Raw genomic sequence first — 21,740 nt, 5'->3', positions numbered from 1 at the left:
CAGCCTCGAGGTGATCGGCCCGTGGGTGGAGCGTGTCGCTCCACCCACGGCCGGTGCCGCTCAGGCGTCGATGCGCGAGCGGTCGAGCGTCGCCGCCGAACCGGTGATGAACTCCTTGCGGGGCGCCACGTCGTTGCCCATGAGGAGGTCGAAGACCTGCTCCGCCGCGTCCAGGTCGCCGATGTTGATCCGGCGCAGGGTGCGGTGACGCGGGTCCATCGTGGTCTCCGCGAGCTGGTCGGCGTCCATCTCGCCCAGACCCTTGTAGCGCTGGATGGCGTCCTTGTAGCGGACCCCCTTGCGCTGGAACTCCAGGAGGGTCTGCCGCAGCTCGTTGTCCGAGTACGTGTAGACGTACTTGTCCTGGCCCTTCTTGGGCTGGACGAGCTCGATCCGGTGCAGCGGCGGCACGGCGGCGAAGACCCGGCCCTGCTCGACCATGGGCCGCATGTAGCGCTGGAAGAGCGTGAGCAGCAGGGTGCGGATGTGGGAACCGTCGACGTCGGCGTCGGTCATCATGATGACCTTGCCGTACCGGGCGGCGTCGATGTCGAAGGTGCGGCCCGAGCCCGCTCCTATGACCTGGATGATCGCGCCGCACTCGGCGTTCTTCAGCATGTCCGAGACGGACGACTTCTGGACGTTGAGGATCTTTCCGCGGATCGGCAGCAGGGCCTGGAACTCGCTGTTCCGGGCGAGCTTGGCCGTGCCGAGGGCCGAGTCCCCCTCGACGATGAAGAGCTCGCTGCGCTCCACGTCGTCGCTGCGGCAGTCGGCGAGCTTGGCCGGCAGCGAGGAGGACTCGAGCGCGGTCTTCCTGCGCTGCGCCTCCTTGTGCTGCCGGGCCGCGATCCGGGTCCGCGCCGCGGCGACGGCCTTCTCGAGCACGGCGCGGGCCTGCGCCTTGGCGTCCCGCTTGGTGGAGGTGAGGAAGGCCTTGAGCTCCTTGGCCACCACGTTGGCCACGATCCGGCGGGCGGCGGAGGTGCCGAGGACCTCCTTGGTCTGCCCCTCGAACTGCGGCTCGGCGAGGCGGACCGTCACGACGGCGGTGAGCCCCTCCAGGGCGTCGTCCTTGACGATGTCGTCCTCGGCGACGCGCAGCATCTTGGCCGAGCGCAGCACCTCGTTCACCGTCTTGGTGATGGCCTGCTCGAAACCCGAGACGTGGGTGCCGCCCTTGGGGGTGGCGATGATGTTGACGAAGGACTTGACCGTGCTGTCGTAGCCGGTGCCCCAGCGCAGGGCGACGTCGACGGCGAGCTCGCGGGTGACCTCGGTCGGGGTCATGTGGCCGCGCTCGTCGAGGACCGGGACGGTCTCCTTGAAGGTGCCCTGCCCGGTGAGGCGCTGGATGTCGCAGACGGCCTTGTCCTGGGCGAGGTACTCGCAGAACTCGCTGATGCCGCCGTCGAAGCGGAAGGTCTCCTCGCTCTTGCCGACGCCGGCCAGGTCCCGCTCGTCGCGGACGACGATGGTGAGGCCCGGGACGAGGAAGGCGGTCTGCCGGGCGCGCTGGTGGAGCGTCTCCAGGGAGAGCTTGGCGTCCTTGAGGAAGATCTGCCGGTCCGCCCAGTAGCGGATGCGCGTGCCGGTGCGGGCCTTGGGGACGCGCTTGCCCTTGACGAGGCCGTTGGCCGGGTCGAAGGGGCTGTCGGGGCCCTGCTCGGTGAAGATGCCGGGGACGCCGCGGCGGAAGGAGATCGAGTGGGTCGCGCTGTTCCGGTCGACCTCGACGTCGAGGCGGGCGGACAGGGCGTTGACGACGGAGGCGCCGACGCCGTGCAGACCGCCGGACGCGGCGTACGACCCGCCGCCGAACTTTCCGCCGGCGTGCAGCTTGGTCATGACGACCTCGACGCCGGAGAGACCGGTCTTCGGCTCGACGTCGACCGGGATGCCACGGCCGTTGTCCTGGACCTCGACGGATCCGTCGTCGTGGAGGACGACCTCGATGTGGTCGCAGTAGCCGCCGAGGGCCTCGTCGACCGAGTTGTCGATGATCTCCCAGATGCAGTGCATCAGGCCGCGGCTGTCGGTGGACCCGATGTACATTCCGGGGCGCTTGCGGACCGCTTCGAGCCCTTCGAGTACGAGCAGGTGCCGAGCGGTGTAGTTGGAACCGTCACGGTCTGCGGTCAGCAGCGCACTGGACGGCACGGACTTCTCGGCGGTCACGCGGTTCGCTCCTCGCTGAATTTGAAATCTGGCCCGGTGGGGTAAGGCCCGGCGTCGGTCACCGCTCAGAGGGTACCGATGCCTGGTAGAGCCGTTGTCACGCCACCCTCCCCGATTCCTCATGCTAGTCCAGCCTCGCATGGATGTTCGATCCCTCGATGGGGTGACGTGAACATCACGTTCCCTTCCAGGCATGAACCATTTAGGCTCCGGGCACGTCCTCATGAACAACCGGCAACCCAGCCGGGAGGGCCGACCCACACAAGCAACGCGAAATCCGTAGAGCGATGCAATACGGCTCATTCGCCGCCAACCGGCAGCAGACAGCCGCCTTGGGAAGAAGTTTCAAGGAAAAGGCACGAGCGGGAACGTTTTCGGCCTGGTTGGATGTTGACCCTGGTACGACAGCTCGTCGAGCTAGAGAAGAGGCGACGTGACTACTGTTCTGACCCCCGCGAGCCCCCTGACGGCCGCTGACCGTTGCGACCGCTGCGGCGCCCAGGCATACCTGCGCGTCGTTCTGACCAGCGGAGGTGACTTGCTCTTCTGCGCCCACCACGGACGCAAGTTCGAGCCGGAACTCAAGAAGATCGCCGTTGAGATACAGGATGAGACGGACCGGCTCACGGACGTGCCGGCCCGCACGATGGGCGAAGACCACGCCTGACGCCATCCACGACGAGCCCAGGGCCGGTCGCTGACCGGACGACGGGCGGTCGCCCCACGCGTTTCGCGGGGGTGACCGCCCGTTCTCGTACCCGACGCCCTTCCCGCCCGGTGGCATCGACGTCCTCCCGTCCTCGGGAGATCCCGGGCCGCCCCGGGCCCGCCCCGCGGGGCGCGGCTCAGAAGAGCGCCGGAAGCACCGCCGAGACCCGCGTGTAGACGCCCGGGTTCTCCGCCTGTCCGCAGCCGCTGCCCCAGGACACGAGGCCGACGAGGAGCCCCCTGGCCACCAGCGGCCCCCCGCTGTCCCCCTGGCACGCGTCCTTCCCGCCCCGCGGGTCGCCCGCGCACAGCATCGTCCCGCGTTGGTAGCGGACGCCGAAGCCACCCGGGTACGCCCGCTCGCACGCCGTGTCCGGCAGCACCTGCACGCGCGCCGTCCGCAGCGTGGAGGCGTAGGCCCCGTTCCCGGTCGTGTCACCCCAGCCGTAGACGTCCGCCTCCGTCCCGGACGCGTACGCCGCGTCTCCCGGCCGGGCGACGCCGATCATGTACGACTGCGGCAGCGCGCTCACCAGTGTCAGCACGGCGAGGTCGCCCGAGTTGGTCGTCGGGTCGTAGTCGGGGTTGACCCAGGTGTCGGAGATCCGGACCTCCTCGCCCTCCTGTCCGCGCAGCACCGCACGGCCGGCGATGACCACGAAGTCGCGCACCTCCCGGGGCTCCCCACCGAGCACCTCGCGGCCCAGGCAGTGGGCCGCCGTGAGCACCTTGGTCGGTGCGACGACCACGCCCCCGCAGAACTGCCCCGCCCGCGTACCTCCGAACCGGTCACGGCTGGACAGCGCCACGACCCACGGCGCGTCCGTGATCCGGGTCGGCTGCCCGCCCACCACGACGCTGTCGGCGGCCACGGGACCGGCGGTGGCGAGCTGCCCCGTGGCCGCGGCGACCAGGCCCAGGGCACCCGTCACTGCTCGGGTGAGGAAACCACGCATGGAGCCTCCTGACTCTCGGGTGATGTCGGTTCACCCAGCGTCCAGCACGCGTCCCCGCCGTGCACCCGCGCACAGCCGGAGGGCCCGGCTCCCCCTCTCGGGGAACCGGGCCCTTCCGTGTGCCGCCGCGTACCTCGTACGGATCAGTCGAGGTAGTCGCGCAGGACCTGCGAGCGCGACGGGTGACGGAGCTTCGACATCGTCTTCGACTCGATCTGGCGGATCCGCTCGCGCGTCACGCCGTAGACCTTGCCGATCTCGTCCAGCGTCTTCGGCTGGCCGTCGGTGAGGCCGAAGCGCATGGAGACGACGCCCGCCTCGCGCTCGGAGAGCGTGTCGAGGACGGAGTGCAGCTGCTCCTGGAGGAGCGTGAAGCTGACCGCGTCGGCCGGCACGACCGCCTCGGAGTCCTCGATGAGGTCGCCGAACTCACTGTCGCCGTCCTCACCCAGCGGGGTGTGGAGGGAGATCGGCTCACGGCCGTACTTCTGGACCTCGATGACCTTCTCGGGGGTCATGTCGAGTTCCTTGGCCAGCTCCTCCGGGGTGGGCTCACGGCCCAGGTCCTGGAGCATCTGGCGCTGCACGCGCGCGAGCTTGTTGATGACCTCGACCATGTGCACCGGGATGCGGATGGTGCGGGCCTGGTCGGCCATGGCGCGGGTGATCGCCTGACGGATCCACCAGGTGGCGTACGTGGAGAACTTGTAGCCCTTGGTGTAGTCGAACTTCTCGACGGCGCGGATCAGACCCAGGTTGCCCTCCTGGATCAGGTCCAGGAAGAGCATGCCGCGGCCGGTGTAGCGCTTGGCCAGCGAGACCACCAGGCGGAGGTTGGCCTCCAGGAGGTGGTTCTTGGCCCGGCGGCCGTCCTCGGCGATGATCTCCAGCTCGCGCTTGAGCTTCGGAGCGAGCTTGTCCGAGTTCGCGAGCTTGTCCTCGGCGAACAGACCGGCCTCGATGCGCTTGGCGAGCTCGACCTCCTGCTCGGCGTTGAGCAGCGGGACCTTGCCGATCTGCTTGAGGTAGTCCTTGACCGGGTCGGCGGTGGCACCGGCGACGGCGACCTGCTGCGCCGGAGCGTCGTCCTCGTCCTCGTCGGACAGGACGAAGCCCTTGCTCTCGCCCTCGGTCTCCTCGTCCTCGCCCTTGCCGGGTGCGACGTCCTCGAGGAGCTCCTCGCCCTCGATGAGCTCGTCGGCGTCCTTCTTGGACGTGGTCTTCTTGGCCGCCGTCTTCTTGGCGACGGTCTTCTTGGCCACCGCCTTCTTGGCGACGGTCTTCTTCGCGGCCGCCTTCTTGGCGGGGGATCCGGCCTCGTCGGCCGGGTCGGTGCCCTCGGCCGCGGGAGCCGTGGAGGCCGCGACGGTGCTCTTCGTCACGGTCGTCCTGGCGGTGACGGTCTTGGTGGCGGTGCGCTTGGCCGGGCTCTTCGCTGCGACGCTCTTGCGGGCGCGCTTCGGCGACTCCGCTGCACTGACCATCAGCGTCACACCCTCTTCCTCGAGGATCTGATTGAGGCTGCGCAGAACATTCTTCCACTGGGTTGGCGGAATCTGGTCGGCTTCGAAGGCCCGACGCACGTCATCGCCGGCGATCTGCCCATCAGCCTTTCCCCGCTCGATGAGCGCCATCACAGACTCGGACTCGGCGATCTCCGGCGGGAGCGTACGGGATGTGCTGGCCGACACGAACAACCTCTCGGAACGATGGAAACGGCTTCCGGCCCCACCCTGGATCGGGCTGGAGCCGACGACCGCCGACGGGGAATGTGTCGACGGCGCGGGCTGGACCGGGGAACTGCACAGCGCCTCCGTCGGCTGCTGTATTCCTTCCTCGGCTGTCACCTCTTAGGTCATCGCACGGCTCGGAGGAGTGTTACGCCCAATCTTCGTGGCCCGAGTCACACCCCATGCACGACGAAACGGCCAGATCGGTCGATCACGGCACATTTGCGCCGCCGGAACCCGGGCGCCGCCCGGGGAGCCCTGCCGGGCCCCGGGTGACGCCCGGAACCCGGCGGCACGCGGTGCGCGCGCCTCCGCGCTCCCGGCCACGGCTCGCGGGTCAGTGTTCGCGAGGGGCGGGAACGACGCGCTCCACCTCGGGGTGGACCGTGAGCAGCTGCCGCATGGCGTTCTCGGCTCCGAGGGCGTCCCCGGCGGCGAGCGCGTCCACGATCCGGGCGTGGTGGGCCAGACAGGCCTCGCCCGGCCGGTCGCAGCCGGTGACGGGCCCCCCGGAGACCTGGAGGGCGGCGGTGACGATGCCGGAGAGGTGCTCCAGCATGCGGTTCCCGGCCAGCTGGATCAGGAGGGAGTGGAACTCCACGTCGGCCCGCGAGAAGGTGATGCCGTCGCCCTGGGCGAACGCGTGGCCCATGATCTCGACCATGTCGGCGAGGCGCTGCTGCACGTCCTCGCGGCCGTGCCCGGCGGCCAGGCGGGCGGCCAGGGGCTCGATCGTCCACCGCAGCTCGTTCAGCTCGCGGCGCTGGTCGTCGCGCTGCGGACCGAAGGCCCGCCATTCGATGATGTCGGGGTCGAGGAGGTTCCAGTCGCTGACGGGCCTGACCCGCGTGCCGACGTTCGGGCGGGCACTGACGAGCCCCTTCGCCTCCAGGACGCGCAGCGACTCGCGCACGACGGTGCGCGAGACCTCGAACCGCTGGCCGATCTCCTCGGGGACGAGCGGACGGTCGGCCCCGAGGTCGCCGGAGACGATCATCTGGCCGAGCTGCTGGACGAGCTGCCCGTGCAGTCCGCGACCCCGGTTTCCGGCGGTCCGGCGGCCGACGCGACCCAGGTCGGTGTCCACTCCCTCCCAGGAGGGCGGACCCACACGGCCGGCGGCGGACGCCTCCGGGTAGGGGTAGCGGTCGAGATCGCCCGGGGCGCCGAGGCCGGAGTCGGCAGAACGGGCGGCGGTCATCATGGTGTGCGCAAGGGTACTCACGCATCCTTTGTCGGCGTTGCCTCCGTGACCCTTGAGGTCTTTGGTGAAAAGCACACGAAAGGGTGATCGGCACCCGCTACACAATTGACGATTAATGGGACATTTGCGACATATTCCAAGGTAGTTGACGGGTAACCGAGCTCTTTCGGTCAGCAAGCGGTCACCAACGGGCCTTACGGCGAAGGCCGGTGAACACATAGGCGCAGAGCAACCCCGTCAACGTCAACGAGAGCGCCACCCCCGCGGGCTGACCGACCACCCGCAGCACCCCCGCAAGCCACCGGTCCAGGGTCGGGGACCACTGCGGTCCGGCGAACTCGCGCAGCCGCGCCGGGAGTCCGGCCGCCGATCGCACCGACGGACCCGTCAGCACCTTCTGCAACAGCGGAACGAAGGCGACGGGCACCGCGAGCACCGCCGCCACCCCGGCCGCGGCGGCCCGGAACACCCCGGCGCCGAGCACCCCCGCCCACGCGCAGCCGACGACCAGCCCCAGCCAACTCGAGCAGAGGGTCGGCCAGTTCCTGGGTACGGGGACCAACTCGGCGCCGTAGACGAACCGCAGCACCTCCAGGTCGATCCCCACGACGAGGGTCCCCAGCACCAGGGCGACGACCGCGGCCACGGCGAGCTTCGCGAGCAGCAGGCCCGGTCTGCGGGGGACGGCTCCGCGCCCCGTGGTGAGTGCGGGATAGCGGTACTCCTCGCCGAAGGAGAAGGCCCCGAGCAGCCCCGCGCCGAGGGCCGCGGGCGGCAGCGGGGAGAGCGGGGGCCAGCCGGTGAGCACGACGGGCAGCTCGACTCGGCCGCCGCGGCCGAGGAGCAGGGCGAGCGTCACGGAGACGAGCAGGACGGCGGCTGCGACGAGCGGGGTGGAGGGCACGCCGAGGAGGCGGTGGAGCTCGTACCGCAGCGGGCGCAGGGGTGAGCGCGCGGGGCGCCGCCGCCCGCCCGGGGCCTCCCGCCCGGTGGCCCCGGACGGCTGCCCGGCGTCCGTCGACACGGCGGTCCGGCTCCCGGAGCCCCCCGCCTCCTCGCCTTCCCGCGCGCTCCGCGCCCGCCCGGCGACGTTGCCGCGACCGGCACCGGCACCGCCGTCGCCCCCTCTCTCGTCGGCGAGCCGGTGGATCGGTACGCCGTGCCGGAAGGCGGTGTCACCGACGGCCGCGCAGTCGCTCCCGTAGACGGAGAGGCGGTTGCCGTCCTCGGCGACCACCTCGACGGGACGGCGGGCGGCTCTGGCCTCCTGGGTGACGGCCGCGGCCAGACGCGCGGCGTGCGGGGTCCGGACGACGACCCGGGGGCGCAAGCGGGTGCGGGCGAACTCGACGGCGTCCTGGTCCGCGACGAGCCGGCCGCCGTCGAGGGTGACGACGCGGTCGGCGTTGCCGGCCGCGTCCTTGGGGTCCTCCGTGGTGTACAGCACGGTTCCCCCCTCGGCGGCATGAGCCCGCAGCAGCTCGTGGAGCCACCCGCTCTCGGGCACGGAGAGACCCGCGGCCGGCTCGTCGAGCAGCAGGGTGTGGGGCGTTCCCAACAGGGCCGCGGCGAGCCCGAGTCGACGGTCCGCGCCGATCGGGAGGGTGCCGATCCGCCGGCGCTCCAGGCCGGCGAGGCCCACGGTCCGCACCAGTTCGTCGGCCCGTGCGGCGGGAACTCCCGTGGCGGCGCAGAGCATCCGCAGCTGCCCCCGGAGGGTACGGGACGGGTGCCCGGGGACGTCGCCGAGGAGCACGCCGACCTCGCGGGGCGGGTGGGCGATGCGGTGCAGCGGCCGGCCGCGGAAGTAGGTGACCCCACGGCCCGGCTCGAGTTCGAGCATGAGCCGGAGGGCGGTCGTCTTGCCGGACCCCCGGGGGCCGAGGAGGGCGGTCACGGCGCCCGGCCGGGCCTCGAAGGTCAGATCGTCCACGGCGGGCGGGCGATCGCGGCGGGGGGTGCTGGTCAGTCCGATTGCCTGGAGCATCGCTTCTCTCGCGGTAGGTGACACCGCTCCGCGGCAGGGCGGCGCTATCGCAGCAAGATAACGCTACATTTCGGACTTTCCGCGCATGGTTGGCGCCCAGGAGCGCCGGAGGCACACGGTTCTCAGACCTCGGGGCGCAGCATCGGCGGGTTGAGAAGAGTGGCCCCACCTGCCCGGAAGAGCTGCGCGGGACGCCCTCCCTGACGCGTCGTGGTGCCGCCGGCCGGGACCAGGAAGCCGGGCGTGCCGGTCACCTTGCGGTGGAAGTTGCGCGGATCGAGGGACACGCCCCAGACCGCCTCGTAGACGCGGCGCAGCTCTCCGACCGTGAACTCGGGCGGACAGAAGGCCGTGGCCAGGGAGGAGTACTCGATCTTGGACCGGGCGCGTTCCACCCCGTCCGCGAGGATCCGGGCGTGGTCGAAGGCGAGCGCCCCCGGTCCCCCGTCCTCGGCGGCCTCGTCCTCGCCGAGGAGCTCCTCGACCGGGGCCCAACGGGCGCTGTTCGCGTCGCCGCCCGCGCGCGGGGCGGGAAGGTCCGGCGCCAACGCCAGGTGCGCGACGCTCACCACCCGCATGCGCGGGTCGCGGTCCGGCGCCCCGTACGTCGCCAGCTGCTCCAGATGTGCGCCGTTGCTCGGCACGGGCGACGGGGCGGCGGGGTCGTGGGCACAGAGACCGGTCTCCTCGACTAGCTCGCGCGCCGCCGCGGCTCCGAGGTCCTCCTCGGCCCGCACGAAACCGCCGGGCAGCGCCCAACGCCCCTGATACGGCGTCTCGCCTCGCCGTACGACCAGGGTGCAGAGCGCGTGGCTGCGCACGGTGAGCACGACCAGATCGACGGTCACGGCGAAGGGGGGAAAGGCCGACGGGTCGTAGGGAGGCATGCCGCGATCATAGTCGTCTTCCTGACGATAAGCACGTCTCGCCGAGGCATCGGCCGCGGCCTTCTCACCGCGTCGCAAGGCTTCCCCCGTCTCTGCGCCCGGCATCCCGTCACACCCCCAGCTGAAGGCCCTCTGCGGCCTCCTCGACCATACCGAGCCCCAGCCTGCCGACCCGTACGGCGAAGGGTTCGCCGGCCACCACCAGCCCCGACAGCCTGATCGCGCCGAGCGGGGCCGAGGCCAGCGGGTGCACCGAGACGGACCGGCCCGGCACGTCAGGTCTGATGCCCGCGAGGGCGAGGAGCGCCTGAACCGCTCCGGCGGCCGCGACGGCCGCCGGCCGGCACGCCGCCGGGTGGGGCACCGGGCGCCCACCCGCCGTCCGCTGCTCCCCCGCGTACATCTCCGGGAGCCGATGGGTGAAGGCCTCCGACGCGTCGAGCAGCCCCCGCAGGAGGGAGGCGGCCTCCTTCTCGTGACCGACGGCGGCGAGCCCGGCCACGGCGACCGCCGTCTCGTGCACCCGGACCGCTCCGGCCCGGTGACCGAAGGGGTTGTGACCCGGCTCCTTGGTCCCGAGGCTCCGCAGCCCCCAGCCGGAGTCGAGCGCCGGGGCACCGAGCAGCCTGGCCACCTGTTCCGTCTCCGTCCTGTCCAGGAGGCCCTGGGCGTACCGGCCGCCGCCCAGCAGCCCGGTGTCGAGCAGGTGCGCGGCCCACCCGCCCAGCTGGGGCCAGGTCCGGCCGTCCGGCGCCCGGGCGACGGCGGGGCGACCGCCCGCCGGGTCGTCGAGCCAGAACTCCCGCCGGAACCGCTCGCGCAGGATCCGCGCCCCGTCGCACAGGGCGTCTCCCCCGGGTCGCCCGCAGCCGTCGAGGAGGTCGGCACCGAGCAGGGCCGCACGGTGGGCGTGCGCCTGGGTCTCGGCCCGCCAGGGCCCGGCGGGCCCCGGGTCCGGCACGAACCCGTTCCGGCCGGCCGTGCGCCGGAGCCAGTCGAGGCATCGCTCCGCCACGGGAAGCAGCTCCTCCAGGTCCGCGGGCGGGAGCCCCCAGCGGCGCGCCTCGGCGAGCACGGCCGGAAAGGCGAGGGTCGCCTCGATGCCCGTGCAGCGGGGCGGGAGGTGCGGGCCCGCGTCCCTGAGGGGGCCCTGGAGACGACCGGACTCCGCTCCGTCGCCGGGGAGTTGGGTGCGCCCGAGGGCGCGCAGGGTGGTGGCGGCGAGCCGGGTGCCGAGCGGCAGGACCATCCGCGCCGCCCAGAGCGCCTCGGAGGTGACCGGTCCGCAGCGCCAGGGGACACCGGCCGCGAGGTACACGTCCGCGGGGTGGGCCGGGTCGCGCTGGAGCAGGGCGCGCAGGTCGTCGACGGAGGCCCGGAGCAGTTCCCCCGGCCTGGGATCGTCGCCCTCGGCCCGGGCTTCGGCCAGGAGGTGGCCGCCGGGCCGCCCGGAGCCCGCCCCCGTGGAGGCGGTGGGGCGGGCGGCCGACTCCCCCCGCAGCCGCAGACGGAGCGTGAACGCCGCTCCGGGCGCCAGTTCGACTTCCCAGCGCAGTACTCCCGCCGCCGCCAGGGAGTCCATGGGCGGCGGGTCCGCCGTGACGGCGACGGATCGGCCGTCGCCGCCGGTCCAGCGCAGTCCGGTGCCGTGGACGCTCGCGGCGAGCTCGGGGCCGGTTCTCCCGGACGCCACCGTTGCCATGTCCGCGAGATCCGTCCCCAGAGCGACCTCCACGGGGAGCCGGAGGGGCCGGGCCGCGGCGCTGCGCAGGGTGATCCGCTCGGTGCCGTCGGCGCTCCGGACGCGTTCGACGGTGAGGGCGGGGTCGGGGCCGGTGTCGCCGGGGACGCGCAGGGCACCGAGGAACACCGCCCGGTCGGAGGCCGCCATGCGGCCCTGGAGCGCGACGGGTTCACGCCCCGCCACCCGCAGGACGCAGCGGGACAGGAGGCGTCGCCCCGCCTCGTACACCCCCTCGGGTCCTTCTCCGGTGAGCTGCCCGTGTTCGGCGCAGACGGCGAGGGCGGGCAGGGCCACGCAGAGGAGCGCACCGTGCACCGAGGGGAGTTCCGCGGGACGCGCCGCGCGCGGGAACGCGACGCCGGCACCTGACGTGTGTCCGGAGGCATGTCCGGACGACTGGCCGGTGGGCGGTCCGGCGGGGCGGCCAGGGGCCGGAACGGGGCTGGGAGCCATGGCGGGTACGGAGTGCTCTCTGTGCGGACCGGGCGGCCGGCAGGGTGTCGGCGGGACGGTTCGTGCGCCTCCGCCAGAGAGGTGAACGCGCTCGCGGGCGGCCGGGTCACGGTCGTCATCGGCCACTCCTGGAGCCGCGCTGTCCGCCGTGCCGTGGAGCCCCGCTCCCCGGCCGCCCCGCCGCGGGCCCACCGGGGCGGACACCGGCCGTCTCCCGGCGCCCGGTTCCGCCGGTCTGCCGGCCCGGCTTCTTGAGGGTCAGCGGGGTGCCCGGCCTACGAGTGGCCCGCATCCGCACCCGCCGGGAGGGCGACGGATCCTTCTGCGCCGAAGCGGCCCGGGCGTCCCGCTCGCTCCTCAGACAGGAACGGAGCGACTCGGGGTCCAGTCCTTCGTTGCACGCCTGGTGCAGCAGACGGGCGAAGACGTACTCGGGGTCTGCGTCGAGCGCGAGCCCGAGGGCGACCCGGGCGGTCGGCTCGTCGCCCGTGGACCAGGCCGTCCAGCCGGCGAGGGTGAGGGGTGCGGCGGCATGCTCCTGGTAGGGCGCGACGCAGCGCCGGGCCAGGACGCGCCAGAGCCGCAGGGCGGCGGTTCCCTCCCAGCCTTCCATCCATTCGGCGGCACGGTCCCGGGTGACCCGGTCCTGGAGGCCGATGACCAGAGCCGCCGCCTCGTCGGTCGTGATCAGGGCGTCGTCGGCCGCGTCGGCCGCGGCCGTGGTCGTGGCGGCGACGGCTCGTCCCGGCACGAGCGGCCGCACCGGGCGCGCCGTGCTCAGCGCACCCGCCGCACCCGGGCGGCTTCCGGCGCCGTTCGTGCTCTTCGGGGTCTTCGGGCCCTTCGGGTTCACGAACCGACGGAGAACCTCCCGGGCGAGGCGCAGCGTGGCCTCGCGCACCTCTTCCCGGCCCCGCGCGTCGGCGCCTTCGACGATCCGGGGGACGATCGAGGCGGCGGCCGCGTCGAGGGCGGCCCGCTGCTCCTCGTCCCCGGGCCCGCCGCGGGGCTTCAGCCGGGCCTCCATGTCCCGCAGGGAGCCCCGTACCTGCACTCCGGCGTACGTCGCGGTCGCCGCCATCACCGAGGTGCCGCTGAGCGCGAGCGGGGTCCCGTCGGGCGGGCAGCAGCGCTGGTCGGGACAGCAGTACGAGAAGTAGAGCCCGTCGGTGATGCAGAGGGCCTCGTAGACGGGGATGTCGAGGGCGCCGCAGGCGGTCCGGAGCCGCTGTGCGAAGGGCCGCAGCCGCTCCATGACCCTGCGGCCCGTCTCGCCGGGCTCGGGGTCCTGGCACAGGAAGACGACGATGCCGTCCGGCCGCGAGCCGGTTCGGGCGCCTCCCTCGACGAGGCACTCGGCGAGGTGGTCGGCGGTGGACGCCCACTCCCGGGACGAGCGCGGGATGCCGAGCCTGACCCGGCCCCCGAAGCGGCCGTGCTCGCCGTGGAGGGCGACCAGGACGACGGAGTCGGTGGGGTGGAAGCCCAGCACGAACGGCAGGGCGTCGGCCAGTTCCGCCGGGCCGCGCAGGGTGATCTGCTGGGTACGGGAGGGTCCGCTGGTTTCGTGGTGATTCGCGTTCATGGTCAGGACGGTCTCGTGATCTCCCGAAATCCGAAACCCCTGTGGATAACTCCTGGAACGGGGCATCCGCACGCCCGTCGAGTTGTCCACAGGTTCGACGTCTCGTTCGCGCGATGTCCGAGGCATCGGGTTGCATGGGGGCATGACCCAAGCAGCCCCGCCGGAAGACCGCGCCGCCCTCCGATCCGCCGCCGATGCCGTGCTCGCCCGTCTCGTCTCCGACCCGACCGGCAGGGCCAGACTGCGCGAGGACCAGTGGCGGGCGATCGAGGCGCTCGTCGCCGACCGGCGCCGGGCCCTGGTGGTGCAGCGGACCGGCTGGGGCAAGTCGGCCGTGTACTTCGTGGCGACCTCGCTGCTCCGCGAGCGCGGCAGCGGCCCCACCGTGATCGTCTCCCCGTTGCTCGCGCTGATGCGCAACCAGGTGGAGGCGGCGGCCCGGGCGGGCATCCGCGCACGGACGATCAACTCGTCCAACACCGAGGAGTGGGAGACGGTCCAGGAGGAGGTGGCCGCCGGCGAGGTGGACGTGCTCCTCGTGAGCCCGGAGCGGCTCAACAATCCCGACTTCCGCGACCAGGTGCTGCCCCGGCTGGCCGCCGCCACCGGGCTGCTCGTGGTGGACGAGGCGCACTGCATCTCGGACTGGGGCCACGATTTCCGGCCGGACTACCGTCGGCTGCGGACGATGCTGGCGGACCTGCCCGCCGGTGTCCCGGTCCTGGCCACGACGGCGACGGCGAACGCGCGGGTGACGGCGGACGTGGCCGAGCAGCTCGGCACGGGCGCGGGCACGGACGCCCTCGTGCTGCGCGGGCCGCTCGACCGGGAGAGCCTGAGCCTGGGCGTGGTCCGGTTGCCGGACGCGGCGCACCGGCTGGCCTGGCTCGCCGACCACCTCGGCGAGCTGCCCGGCTCCGGGATCATCTACACGCTGACGGTCGCCGCGGCCGACGAGGTCACCGCCTACCTGCGACAGTGCGGCCACGTCGTGTCCTCCTACACCGGTCGGACGGAGAACGCCGACCGGCAGCAGGCGGAGGACGACCTCCAGGCCAACCGGGTCAAGGCGCTCGTGGCGACCTCGGCCCTGGGCATGGGGTTCGACAAGCCGGACCTGGGCTTCGTGGTGCACCTCGGGTCGCCGTCCTCCCCCATCGCGTACTACCAGCAGGTAGGCCGGGCCGGGCGAGGGGTGGAGCACGCGGAGGTGCTGCTGCTGCCCGGGCAGGAGGACGAGGCGATCTGGCGCTACTTCGCCTCGGTGGCCTTTCCGCCCGAGGAGCAGGTGCGCCGCACGATCGACGTGCTCGCGCAGGCGGGCCGGCCCTTGTCCCTGCCCGCCCTGGAGCCGCTGGTCGAGCTGCGCAGGACCCGGCTGGAGACCATGCTCAAGGTCCTGGACGTGGACGGCGCGGTGCACCGGGTGAAGGGCGGCTGGGAGAGCACCGGGCGGCCCTGGGTGTACGACACCGAGCGGTACGCCTGGGTGGCGCGGCAGCGGGCGGCCGAGCAGCAGGCGATGCGCGACTACGCGTCGACGACCGGGTGCCGGATGGAGTTCCTGCGACGCCAGTTGGACGACGAGGAGGCCGCTCCGTGCGGTCGCTGCGACAACTGCGCGGGGAACCGGTTCGATCCGAAGGTGACCGAGGCGGCGCTGGACGCCGCCAAGGGCGAACTGGGGCGGCCCGGTGTGGAGGTCGAGCCGCGGAAGATGTGGCCCACCGGACTCGCCGCGGTCGGGGTCGACCTGAAGGGCCGCATCCCGGTCGGAGAGCAGTCTTTCGGCGGTCGGGCCCTGGGGCGGCTTTCGGACATCGGCTGGGGCAACCGGCTGCGTCCGCTGCTGGCCGACGGCACGCCGGACGGGCCCGTGCCGGACGATGTCGTGCAGGCGGTGGTGCACGTGCTGGCGGACTGGGCGAAGGGGCCCGGCGGGTGGGCCTCCGGCGCTCCGGACGCGCCGGCCCGGCCCGCCGGTGTGGTCACGGTCGCCTCGCACCGCAAGCCGAATCTGGTGGGTTCCCTGGGGCAGCGGATCGCCGAGATCGGCAGGATGCCCCTCCTCGGCACGGTGGAGTACACGCCGGAAGCGGAGGAGCTGCGGCTCTCGCGGACCAACAGCGCCCAGCGGGTCGTCGGTCTCCAGCGGACGCTGACGGTCCCTCCGGAGCTGGCCGGGCGGCTGGCCGCCGCCGGCGGGCCGGTTCTCCTGGTGGACGATCTCTCCGACACCGGCTGGACGTTGGCGGTGGCCGCGCGGCTGCTGCGGCGGGCCGGAGCAGAGGGGGTGTTCCCGCTGGTGCTCGCCGTCCAGGGGTGAAACAGGAGGGGGAACGGGGAGTGAACAATGGGCAACTGGGCAGGGATATGAGTGGCATACCAACCCATTCCCGTCAGCGGTCTCAATTGCTCGTTGCCGCTCGCGCACGGGCCAGCAAGAATTGGGAAACCGCCCCGCACGGCCCGTCAGCGGTCCGGAAGGACTGTGCCGTGGTGCGCCCTCACCCGACCTTGCCCGCCGCTCAGCGGGCGCGTATCCGAAGGGAGGACCGTGACCCTCGGATTCGCTCCGCCCACAGCCGCCTCGTTCAGATCGTCGTCCGAGTCCGCCAGCCGCCTCGCCCGGATACTCGAGCCGTCCGAGTGGGCGGCGGCGGGAATCCCCCTGCTGCGCAGCCCTCGTGAGGTCGTCAGCGGTCTGCACTCACGGCACGCGCCCACGCCCTCGACGGCGGTCCTCGCCGTCCTGGACCACGAGGAGCGGATCGCCGCCAGTGCCTCGTTCGTCCGGCGCTCCGTCGCGGTGGACGGCTGGGAGTTCCGCAACGCGCTCCTCGCGCATCTGCGGCGGGTCATTCCGCACGACCTCCGGAGACGCGCGCCCGTGCGGACCGCGGTCCTGCTGTACTGCCGCGAGGGCGACGAGCGCTGGACGGAGGAGGACGGGGCCTGGATGTGGGGGCTTCGGGACGCCTGCACGCTGCACGGGCTCCGCTGCGGCGCGTACATCACGCTGACCGGAGGGGGTTGGCAGGTGCTCGGGGAGGGCCGGGGAGGCCGTCGACCGAGCTCCGACTCGCTTCCCCTGCCGCTGGGTGAAGGGCCGGCCGAGCTCGACCGGCTCACACCGAGGACCGCGAGCGGAGCGACTGAACCCCTGCGCCGGGCCGCCGCACGCTGATCGCGCGAGCGGCGCCGGGCCCTCCGCCGGGCCCCCCGCCGGTCCCATTGGGGGGCCCGGCGGAGGAGACCGGTCGGTCAGACGCCGGCGCCGGCGCCGAGGAGCGCCGTGATCCGCTGCGGGTCTCCGCAGACGACGAGCAGCGCGCCCGCGCGGGTCATCGCCGCCGGAAGGGCCCGGGCGACCGTCCCCTCGTCTCCGCCGTTGACGGCGACGATGACCACGGGACGGGCGGCGGCCCGCTCCGCGGCGGAGGCGTCCGCAAAGAACACGTCGTCGACGGTGTCCTGTTGGGCCCAGTAGGCGGCCTCGCCGAAGGTCAGCTCGTGAGCCGCCCACGGGTGCGGGTCACCGGTGGTGAGCACCAGGATCTCGCCGGGTGCCCGCCCGCTCTCCAGGAGCAGGTCCAAGGCTTCCTCGGCGGCGTCGAGCGCGCCGTCGACGGGGGCCGGGATCAGCTGGAGCTGCGGGGTGGATCGCTGGTCGGAACGATTTTCCGGGCCCTTGGCCGGAGACTGCCCGGCACCGGGGCGCGGTGCCGGCGCGGCGGGTCTGGCCGGACCGGGGACGGGGCGTCCGGGACGCGGAGAGGCCGCGGAACGCGGGCCGGGTACGGGACGGGGGGTCGACGCGGGGCGGCCGGTGGCCGCGGCGGCGCGGGGACCCTGGGCGCTCTCGTGAATCTGAGGCTCCTCGGGGATGAGAGGCATGAATGGATGTCTATCAAACGCCGCTGCGCGAAGCACCGGCGGGTGGGCACACATGTGCACCCCGGCCGCGCGGGTGACCCTTGAGCAGGGCTCCCGTGACCGGAAGTTCAGAAGTCGAAGCCGAGTTGGCCCCCGCTTTCCAGCGCGGTCGCCTCGGCGGAGAGGCGGACCTTCTTGAGGTGGCGCCACTGGGGCAGCGCGTCCAGGTACGACCAGGAGAGACGGTGGTGGGGGGTGGGCCCCAGCTCTTCGAGTGCCGCTCTGTGGACCGGCGAAGGGTAGCCCGCGTTGGCACCGAAGGCATACGCCGCGTACCGGCCGCCCTCCGCCTCCAGCTCCGCCATGAGGGCGTCGCGCCGGACCTTCGCGATGACGGAGGCGGCCGCGACGGCGATGCAGGACTGGTCGCCCTTGATCACCGTGCGGACCCGCCAGGGGCTGCCGAGGTAGTCGTGCTTGCCGTCCAGGATCACCGCGTCGGGCCGCACCGGAAGCCCGTCGAGGGCCCGGACGGCCGCGAGCCGCAGCGCCGCGGTCATCCCGAGTTCGTCGATCTCCTGAGGGGAGGCGTCGCCGAGCGCGTACGCGGTGACCCACCCCTCCAGCACCACGGCCAGCGCGTCGCGGCGCCTGGGGGTGAGCAGTTTCGAGTCGGTGAGGCCCTCGGGGGGCCGGCGAAGGCCGGTGACGGCCGCGCACACCGTGACGGGGCCGGCCCACGCCCCGCGTCCGACCTCGTCGACCCCGGCGACGATCCTGGCGCCGGTGGTGGCTCGGAGCGACCGCTCGACGGTGTGGGTGGGAGGTTCGTACGGCATGGCGCCAGACAGGTTACGCCGCCTGACGTCACCTGCGATACCCGGATTCGCCGCAGACGCCCGAAGGCGTCTTTCCCGCCCCGCCCGAAAGGTCGCCCACACCCCGCCCGAGGGCCTCAGACCCGCAGGAGGGGCACCATGATCCGGTCGATCACATCGGCGATCTCGTTGTCCGGCCATTCGCTTCCGCACACTTTCGAGCGGTACATCATCAGGGCGGGGACCACATCGAGAACGAGGTCGTCGATCGCATCGTGCCGCACCTCTCCACGCGCGATTCCACGGAGGAGCACCTCCCGGAAGAGGCGCTTCCAGGGTTGGATCACGCCCGTCTCGATCAGCTCCTGGAAACGTCCAGCGGCCTCGACATCGCATTCGTGAAGCACTGCACGCAGGGCGAAACCGGGCTTGGAGTACAGCACGCCCCGGACCCGGAGGCACAGCTCGTAGAGGTCCTGACGCACACGGCCGGTGTCCGGAGCCTCGTCGAGCGTGGGCAGTCCGGCCCGAAGGGCGTCCGCGACGAGGTCTTCCTTCGACGGCCACCGCCGGTACACCGCGGCTTTGCCCGTCTGCGCGCCGACCGCGACACCCTCCATCGTGAGACCGCTCCAGCCGACGCTGCCCAGCTGATCGAGCGCGGCCTCCAGAATCGCCCTCTCGAGCACGGGTCCGCGACGCCGGGGCGCCGCCCCCTCCTGCCGAGCGGCGGCCGTGGAGCGCGAAGTAACCATCAGGATCTCTCCGTTGACGCGATTCGATTCGTCGGCAGTGCCCAGTGAACGGTTGCGTTCACTGAGGGGGACTCACTACCGTGACAAACAGTGAACGGATGCGTTCACTAATTCTTCCGTGGGGGATCCATAGTGACAACTTCTCCGGTGGACACACAGATCAAGGACGAGCCAGCTCGCGCCGGAGGTCGGCCGGGCATCGCCTTGACCGTCATCGCCGCCTGCCAGCTGATGGTCGTCCTCGACGCCACCATCGTGAACATCGCGCTGCCGCACATCCAGGACGCGCTCTCCTTCTCGACCACCGACCTGTCCTGGGTGCTCAGCGCCTACACGCTCACCTTCGGCGGCCTCCTGCTCCTCGGCGGACGTGCCGGCGACATCCTGGGCCGCCGTCGGGTGTTCATGGCCGGCATCCTGCTCTTCACATTCGCCTCGCTGCTCGGCGGCTTCGCCCAGGAGCCGTGGCAGCTGCTCGCGGCACGGGCCCTGCAGGGCGTGGGCGGCGCGATCGCCTCGCCGACCTCGCTCGCGCTGATCACCACGACGTTCCCCGAAGGGCCTGAGCGCAACCGGGCGTTCGGCGTGTTCGCCGCGGTCTCGGCCGGCGGTGGCGCGATCGGTCTGCTCGCCGGCGGAGCGCTCACCGAGTGGCTCGACTGGCGCTGGGTCTTCTTCGTCAACGTGCCGATCGGCCTGCTGATCGCCTTCCTCGCCCCGCGCTGCATCGCGGAATCCGAGCGCCACCCCGGCCGGTTCGACATCGCGGGCGCGACGACGTCGACGCTCGGCATGGCCGCGCTGGTCTACGGATTCATCCGGGCTTCCGAGCAGGGGTGGAAGGACGGGCTGACCATCGGCTCCTTCGCCGCGGCGGTGGTCCTGCTGGTGGCGTTCGCCGTGGTGGAGTCGCGGGCCAGGGAACCGATCACTCCGCTGCACATGTTCGCGGACCGCAACCGCTCGGGCACGTACGTCATCATGCTCAGCCTGTCGGCCGCCATGTTCGGCATGTTCTTCTTCATCGTGCTGTGGGTGCAGAACGTCCTGGGCTACAGCCCGGTCCAGTCCGGACTGGCCTTCCTCCCGGTGACCGTCGCGATCGGCGTCGGCGCGGGGCTCGCCCAGCGGTTCCTGCCGGTCCTCGGCCCCAAGCCGTTCATGGTGACCGGCTCGGCGCTCACCGGCGTGGGCCTCTTCTGGCTGACGTTCATGTCGTCGGGCAGCAGTTACGTCGGCGGGGTGCTCGGCCCGATGGTCGTGTTCGGCTGCGGGATGGGCCTCAACTTCGTGACGCTCACGCTCACGGCCGTCTCCGGAGTGGCCCAGCACGAGGCGGGAGCCGCGTCGGGTCTGCTCAACGCGACCCAGCAGGTCGGCGGCTCGCTCGGCCTCTCCATCCTGGTCACCGTCTTCGGCACGGCGAGCCGCGAGGAGGGCGAGAGGCAGCTTCCCGACTTCCTCACCCACGCGACGCCCGAGCAGCGGGCCGAGGCGCTGAAGACGAAGGAGCTGCCCGCTCCCTGGGGTCACGAGGTGCTGACCTCCGGCATCTCCTCGGCCTTCACGGCCGCCGTCGGCATGGTGCTGATCGCGCTGGTCACGGCCGTCCTGGTGATCCGGGTCCGCAAGAGCGACCTGGAAGCCCTGAGCGGCCGCGCCGAGGCGGCGGGGCCGATGGCCTGATCACGCACGGTGTCCCCCGGCCCCGCTCGTATCCGGGGGACACCGACCCGTCACCGGCCACGGGGACACCGGCGGTCTCGGTCCGTAGCGCGGCACCGAACCGTTTCCGGCCATGGGCACACAGACCGGCCTCAAGCAGTCAGGACACGGAACCGCCCGAGACCGCGGGGACACCGGCGGTCTCGGGCCGCGAGGGGACAGGGGCACCTGAGGTCGTCGGGGCGCCGGTCCCCTTCAGGCCGCAGCGGCGCCGAGGTGCCTCAGGTCGTCCCCTCCGGGACCCACTCCGGGAGGGCCTCGGTCTGCCGCAGCCAGTCCTCCGGCGGCGCACCGGCCGCGGTGGAGGCGACCACTCCGCCGGCGATGGCGCAGGTCGTGTCGACGTCACCGCCGACCTGCGCGGTCGTCCAGAACACCCGCTCGAAGTCGCCGAGCCCGCGCGCGGCCGACCAGAGCGCGAAGGGGACCGTGTCGTGGGCGCTCGTCCGGCGGCCGCTGCCGAGGACCGCGGCGACCGTGCCGGCGTCGCCGTAGTCGAGCATGTCGCGGGCCCTGCGCAGGCCCGCCCCGACCGCGCTGCGCGGCACCAGGGCGATGACCCCGTCGAGCAGCGCCTCGGGCGTGGGCGGTCCGGCGGGGTCGGCGGCGATCGCGGCCGCGGCGGCGACGGCCATGGCGCCCACCACGGCCTCCCGGTGCTGATGGGTCGTGTACGCGGAGATCTCGGCCTGGTGGGTCGCCTGCTCGGGGTCGTCGGCGTACCAGGCGCCCAGCGGGGCGATCCGCATCGCGGCGCCGTTGCCCCAGGACCCCTGCCCGTTGAAGAGCGCGGCGGCCAGCTCGCGCCAGTCGGCGCCCTCGCGGATGAGCCGGAGCATCCGGTTGACGGCAGGGCCGTAGCCCCGGTCGAAGTCGTGGTGCTCCGCGAAGGACCGGGCCAGGGCGTCCTGGTCGATGCGGCCGTGACGGCCGAGGACGGCCAGGACGGAGCAGGCCATCTCGGTGTCGTCGGTCCACTGCCAGGGGCCTGCGGGCAGCTCGCGCCGCTTCAGCAGGGGGTAGTGGGAAGGTACGAAGAACTGGGAGCCCAGGGCGTCTCCCACGGACAGCCCGCGCAGGCTGGCCAGGGCGCGGTCGAAGCGCCGGTCGAATGAGGAGTCAGCGGTCATCGGT

Annotated in this window: 16 protein-coding genes; 4 read left to right on the top strand and 12 right to left on the bottom strand. The window is 72.6% G+C overall.

Annotated features, from left to right (window positions below; all coding sequences use genetic code 11):
• Window positions 1-60 precede the first annotated feature (60 nt).
• Complete coding sequence (locus ACZ66Z_RS22030) at window positions 61-2,178, bottom strand: DNA gyrase/topoisomerase IV subunit B (RefSeq protein WP_469936415.1); 2,118 nt, start codon at window positions 2,176-2,178, stop codon at window positions 61-63.
• 433 nt (window positions 2,179-2,611) lie between these two features.
• On the opposite strand from ACZ66Z_RS22030, the gene ACZ66Z_RS22025 reads away from it, so the two are divergent.
• A complete protein-coding gene (locus ACZ66Z_RS22025) occupies window positions 2,612-2,845 on the top strand; it encodes a DUF7455 domain-containing protein (protein ID WP_030687247.1) in 234 nt (77 codons plus the stop codon).
• A 178-nt stretch (window positions 2,846-3,023) separates the two neighbouring features.
• Here the strand turns inward: ACZ66Z_RS22025 and ACZ66Z_RS22020 are convergent, their stop codons facing one another.
• From ACZ66Z_RS22020 to ACZ66Z_RS21990, 7 genes are all read right to left on the bottom strand, one after another.
• Window positions 3,024-3,842 carry a S1 family serine peptidase gene (locus ACZ66Z_RS22020; RefSeq protein WP_469936413.1) on the bottom strand — a complete coding sequence of 273 codons (819 nt, stop codon included), beginning with the start codon at window positions 3,840-3,842 and terminating at the stop codon, window positions 3,024-3,026.
• 143 nt (window positions 3,843-3,985) lie between these two features.
• Entirely contained in the window at window positions 3,986-5,533 is a 1,548-nt protein-coding gene (locus ACZ66Z_RS22015) for an RNA polymerase sigma factor (RefSeq protein ID WP_469936411.1), read from the bottom strand.
• A gap of 376 nt (window positions 5,534-5,909) precedes the next feature.
• Window positions 5,910-6,797 (bottom strand): FadR/GntR family transcriptional regulator, encoded by an 888-nt coding sequence (locus tag ACZ66Z_RS22010; RefSeq protein WP_469936409.1) that lies wholly within the window; start codon window positions 6,795-6,797, stop codon window positions 5,910-5,912.
• Between the two features lie 160 nt (window positions 6,798-6,957).
• The gene (locus ACZ66Z_RS22005) at window positions 6,958-8,763 is read right to left on the bottom strand and encodes an ATP-binding cassette domain-containing protein (protein WP_469936407.1); all 1,806 of its coding nucleotides are present in this window, start codon (window positions 8,761-8,763) and stop codon (window positions 6,958-6,960) included.
• Between the two features lie 122 nt (window positions 8,764-8,885).
• Complete coding sequence (locus ACZ66Z_RS22000; protein WP_469936405.1) at window positions 8,886-9,650, bottom strand: NUDIX hydrolase; 765 nt, start codon at window positions 9,648-9,650, stop codon at window positions 8,886-8,888.
• Between the two features lie 109 nt (window positions 9,651-9,759).
• Window positions 9,760-11,847, bottom strand: a complete 2,088-nt coding sequence (locus ACZ66Z_RS21995) for a glycogen debranching N-terminal domain-containing protein (RefSeq protein ID WP_469936403.1) — start codon at window positions 11,845-11,847, stop codon at window positions 9,760-9,762.
• A 115-nt stretch (window positions 11,848-11,962) separates the two neighbouring features.
• A complete protein-coding gene (locus tag ACZ66Z_RS21990) occupies window positions 11,963-13,432 on the bottom strand; it encodes a DUF4192 domain-containing protein (RefSeq protein WP_469936401.1) in 1,470 nt (489 codons plus the stop codon).
• Window positions 13,433-13,574: 142 nt separating this feature from the next.
• Here ACZ66Z_RS21990 and ACZ66Z_RS21985 point away from each other — a divergent pair, with 142 nt between their 5' ends.
• Together ACZ66Z_RS21985 and ACZ66Z_RS21980 are read left to right on the top strand one after the other, a co-directional pair.
• On the top strand, window positions 13,575-15,758 hold the full coding sequence (locus tag ACZ66Z_RS21985; protein WP_469936399.1) for a RecQ family ATP-dependent DNA helicase: 2,184 nt from the start codon (window positions 13,575-13,577) through the stop codon (window positions 15,756-15,758).
• Between the two features lie 231 nt (window positions 15,759-15,989).
• Window positions 15,990-16,619, top strand: a complete 630-nt coding sequence (locus tag ACZ66Z_RS21980) for a hypothetical protein (protein ID WP_469936397.1) — start codon at window positions 15,990-15,992, stop codon at window positions 16,617-16,619.
• A gap of 77 nt (window positions 16,620-16,696) precedes the next feature.
• Here the strand turns inward: ACZ66Z_RS21980 and ACZ66Z_RS21975 are convergent, their stop codons facing one another.
• From ACZ66Z_RS21975 to ACZ66Z_RS21965, 3 genes are all read right to left on the bottom strand, one after another.
• Entirely contained in the window at window positions 16,697-17,329 is a 633-nt protein-coding gene (locus ACZ66Z_RS21975) for a hypothetical protein (protein WP_469936395.1), read from the bottom strand.
• Window positions 17,330-17,436: 107 nt separating this feature from the next.
• Window positions 17,437-18,147 (bottom strand): ribonuclease HII, encoded by a 711-nt coding sequence (locus ACZ66Z_RS21970; protein WP_469936393.1) that lies wholly within the window; start codon window positions 18,145-18,147, stop codon window positions 17,437-17,439.
• Window positions 18,148-18,263: 116 nt separating this feature from the next.
• Window positions 18,264-18,881: a TetR/AcrR family transcriptional regulator gene (locus ACZ66Z_RS21965; protein WP_469936391.1), complete on the bottom strand. Its 618-nt coding sequence runs from the start codon at window positions 18,879-18,881 to the stop codon at window positions 18,264-18,266.
• Between the two features lie 132 nt (window positions 18,882-19,013).
• On the opposite strand from ACZ66Z_RS21965, the gene ACZ66Z_RS21960 reads away from it, so the two are divergent.
• The gene (locus tag ACZ66Z_RS21960) at window positions 19,014-20,567 is read left to right on the top strand and encodes an MFS transporter (protein ID WP_469936389.1); all 1,554 of its coding nucleotides are present in this window, start codon (window positions 19,014-19,016) and stop codon (window positions 20,565-20,567) included.
• Between the two features lie 260 nt (window positions 20,568-20,827).
• Here ACZ66Z_RS21960 and ACZ66Z_RS21955 read toward each other — a convergent pair whose 3' ends face one another.
• Window positions 20,828-21,736, bottom strand: coding sequence for an ADP-ribosylglycohydrolase family protein (locus ACZ66Z_RS21955; RefSeq protein ID WP_469936387.1), 909 nt, complete (start codon window positions 21,734-21,736; stop codon window positions 20,828-20,830).
• Between the last annotated feature and the right edge of the window lie 4 nt (window positions 21,737-21,740).

It is taken from the genome of Streptomyces sp. NPDC107498, from assembly GCF_055582805.1.
This window is presented reverse-complemented; position numbering and strand designations above follow the sequence as displayed.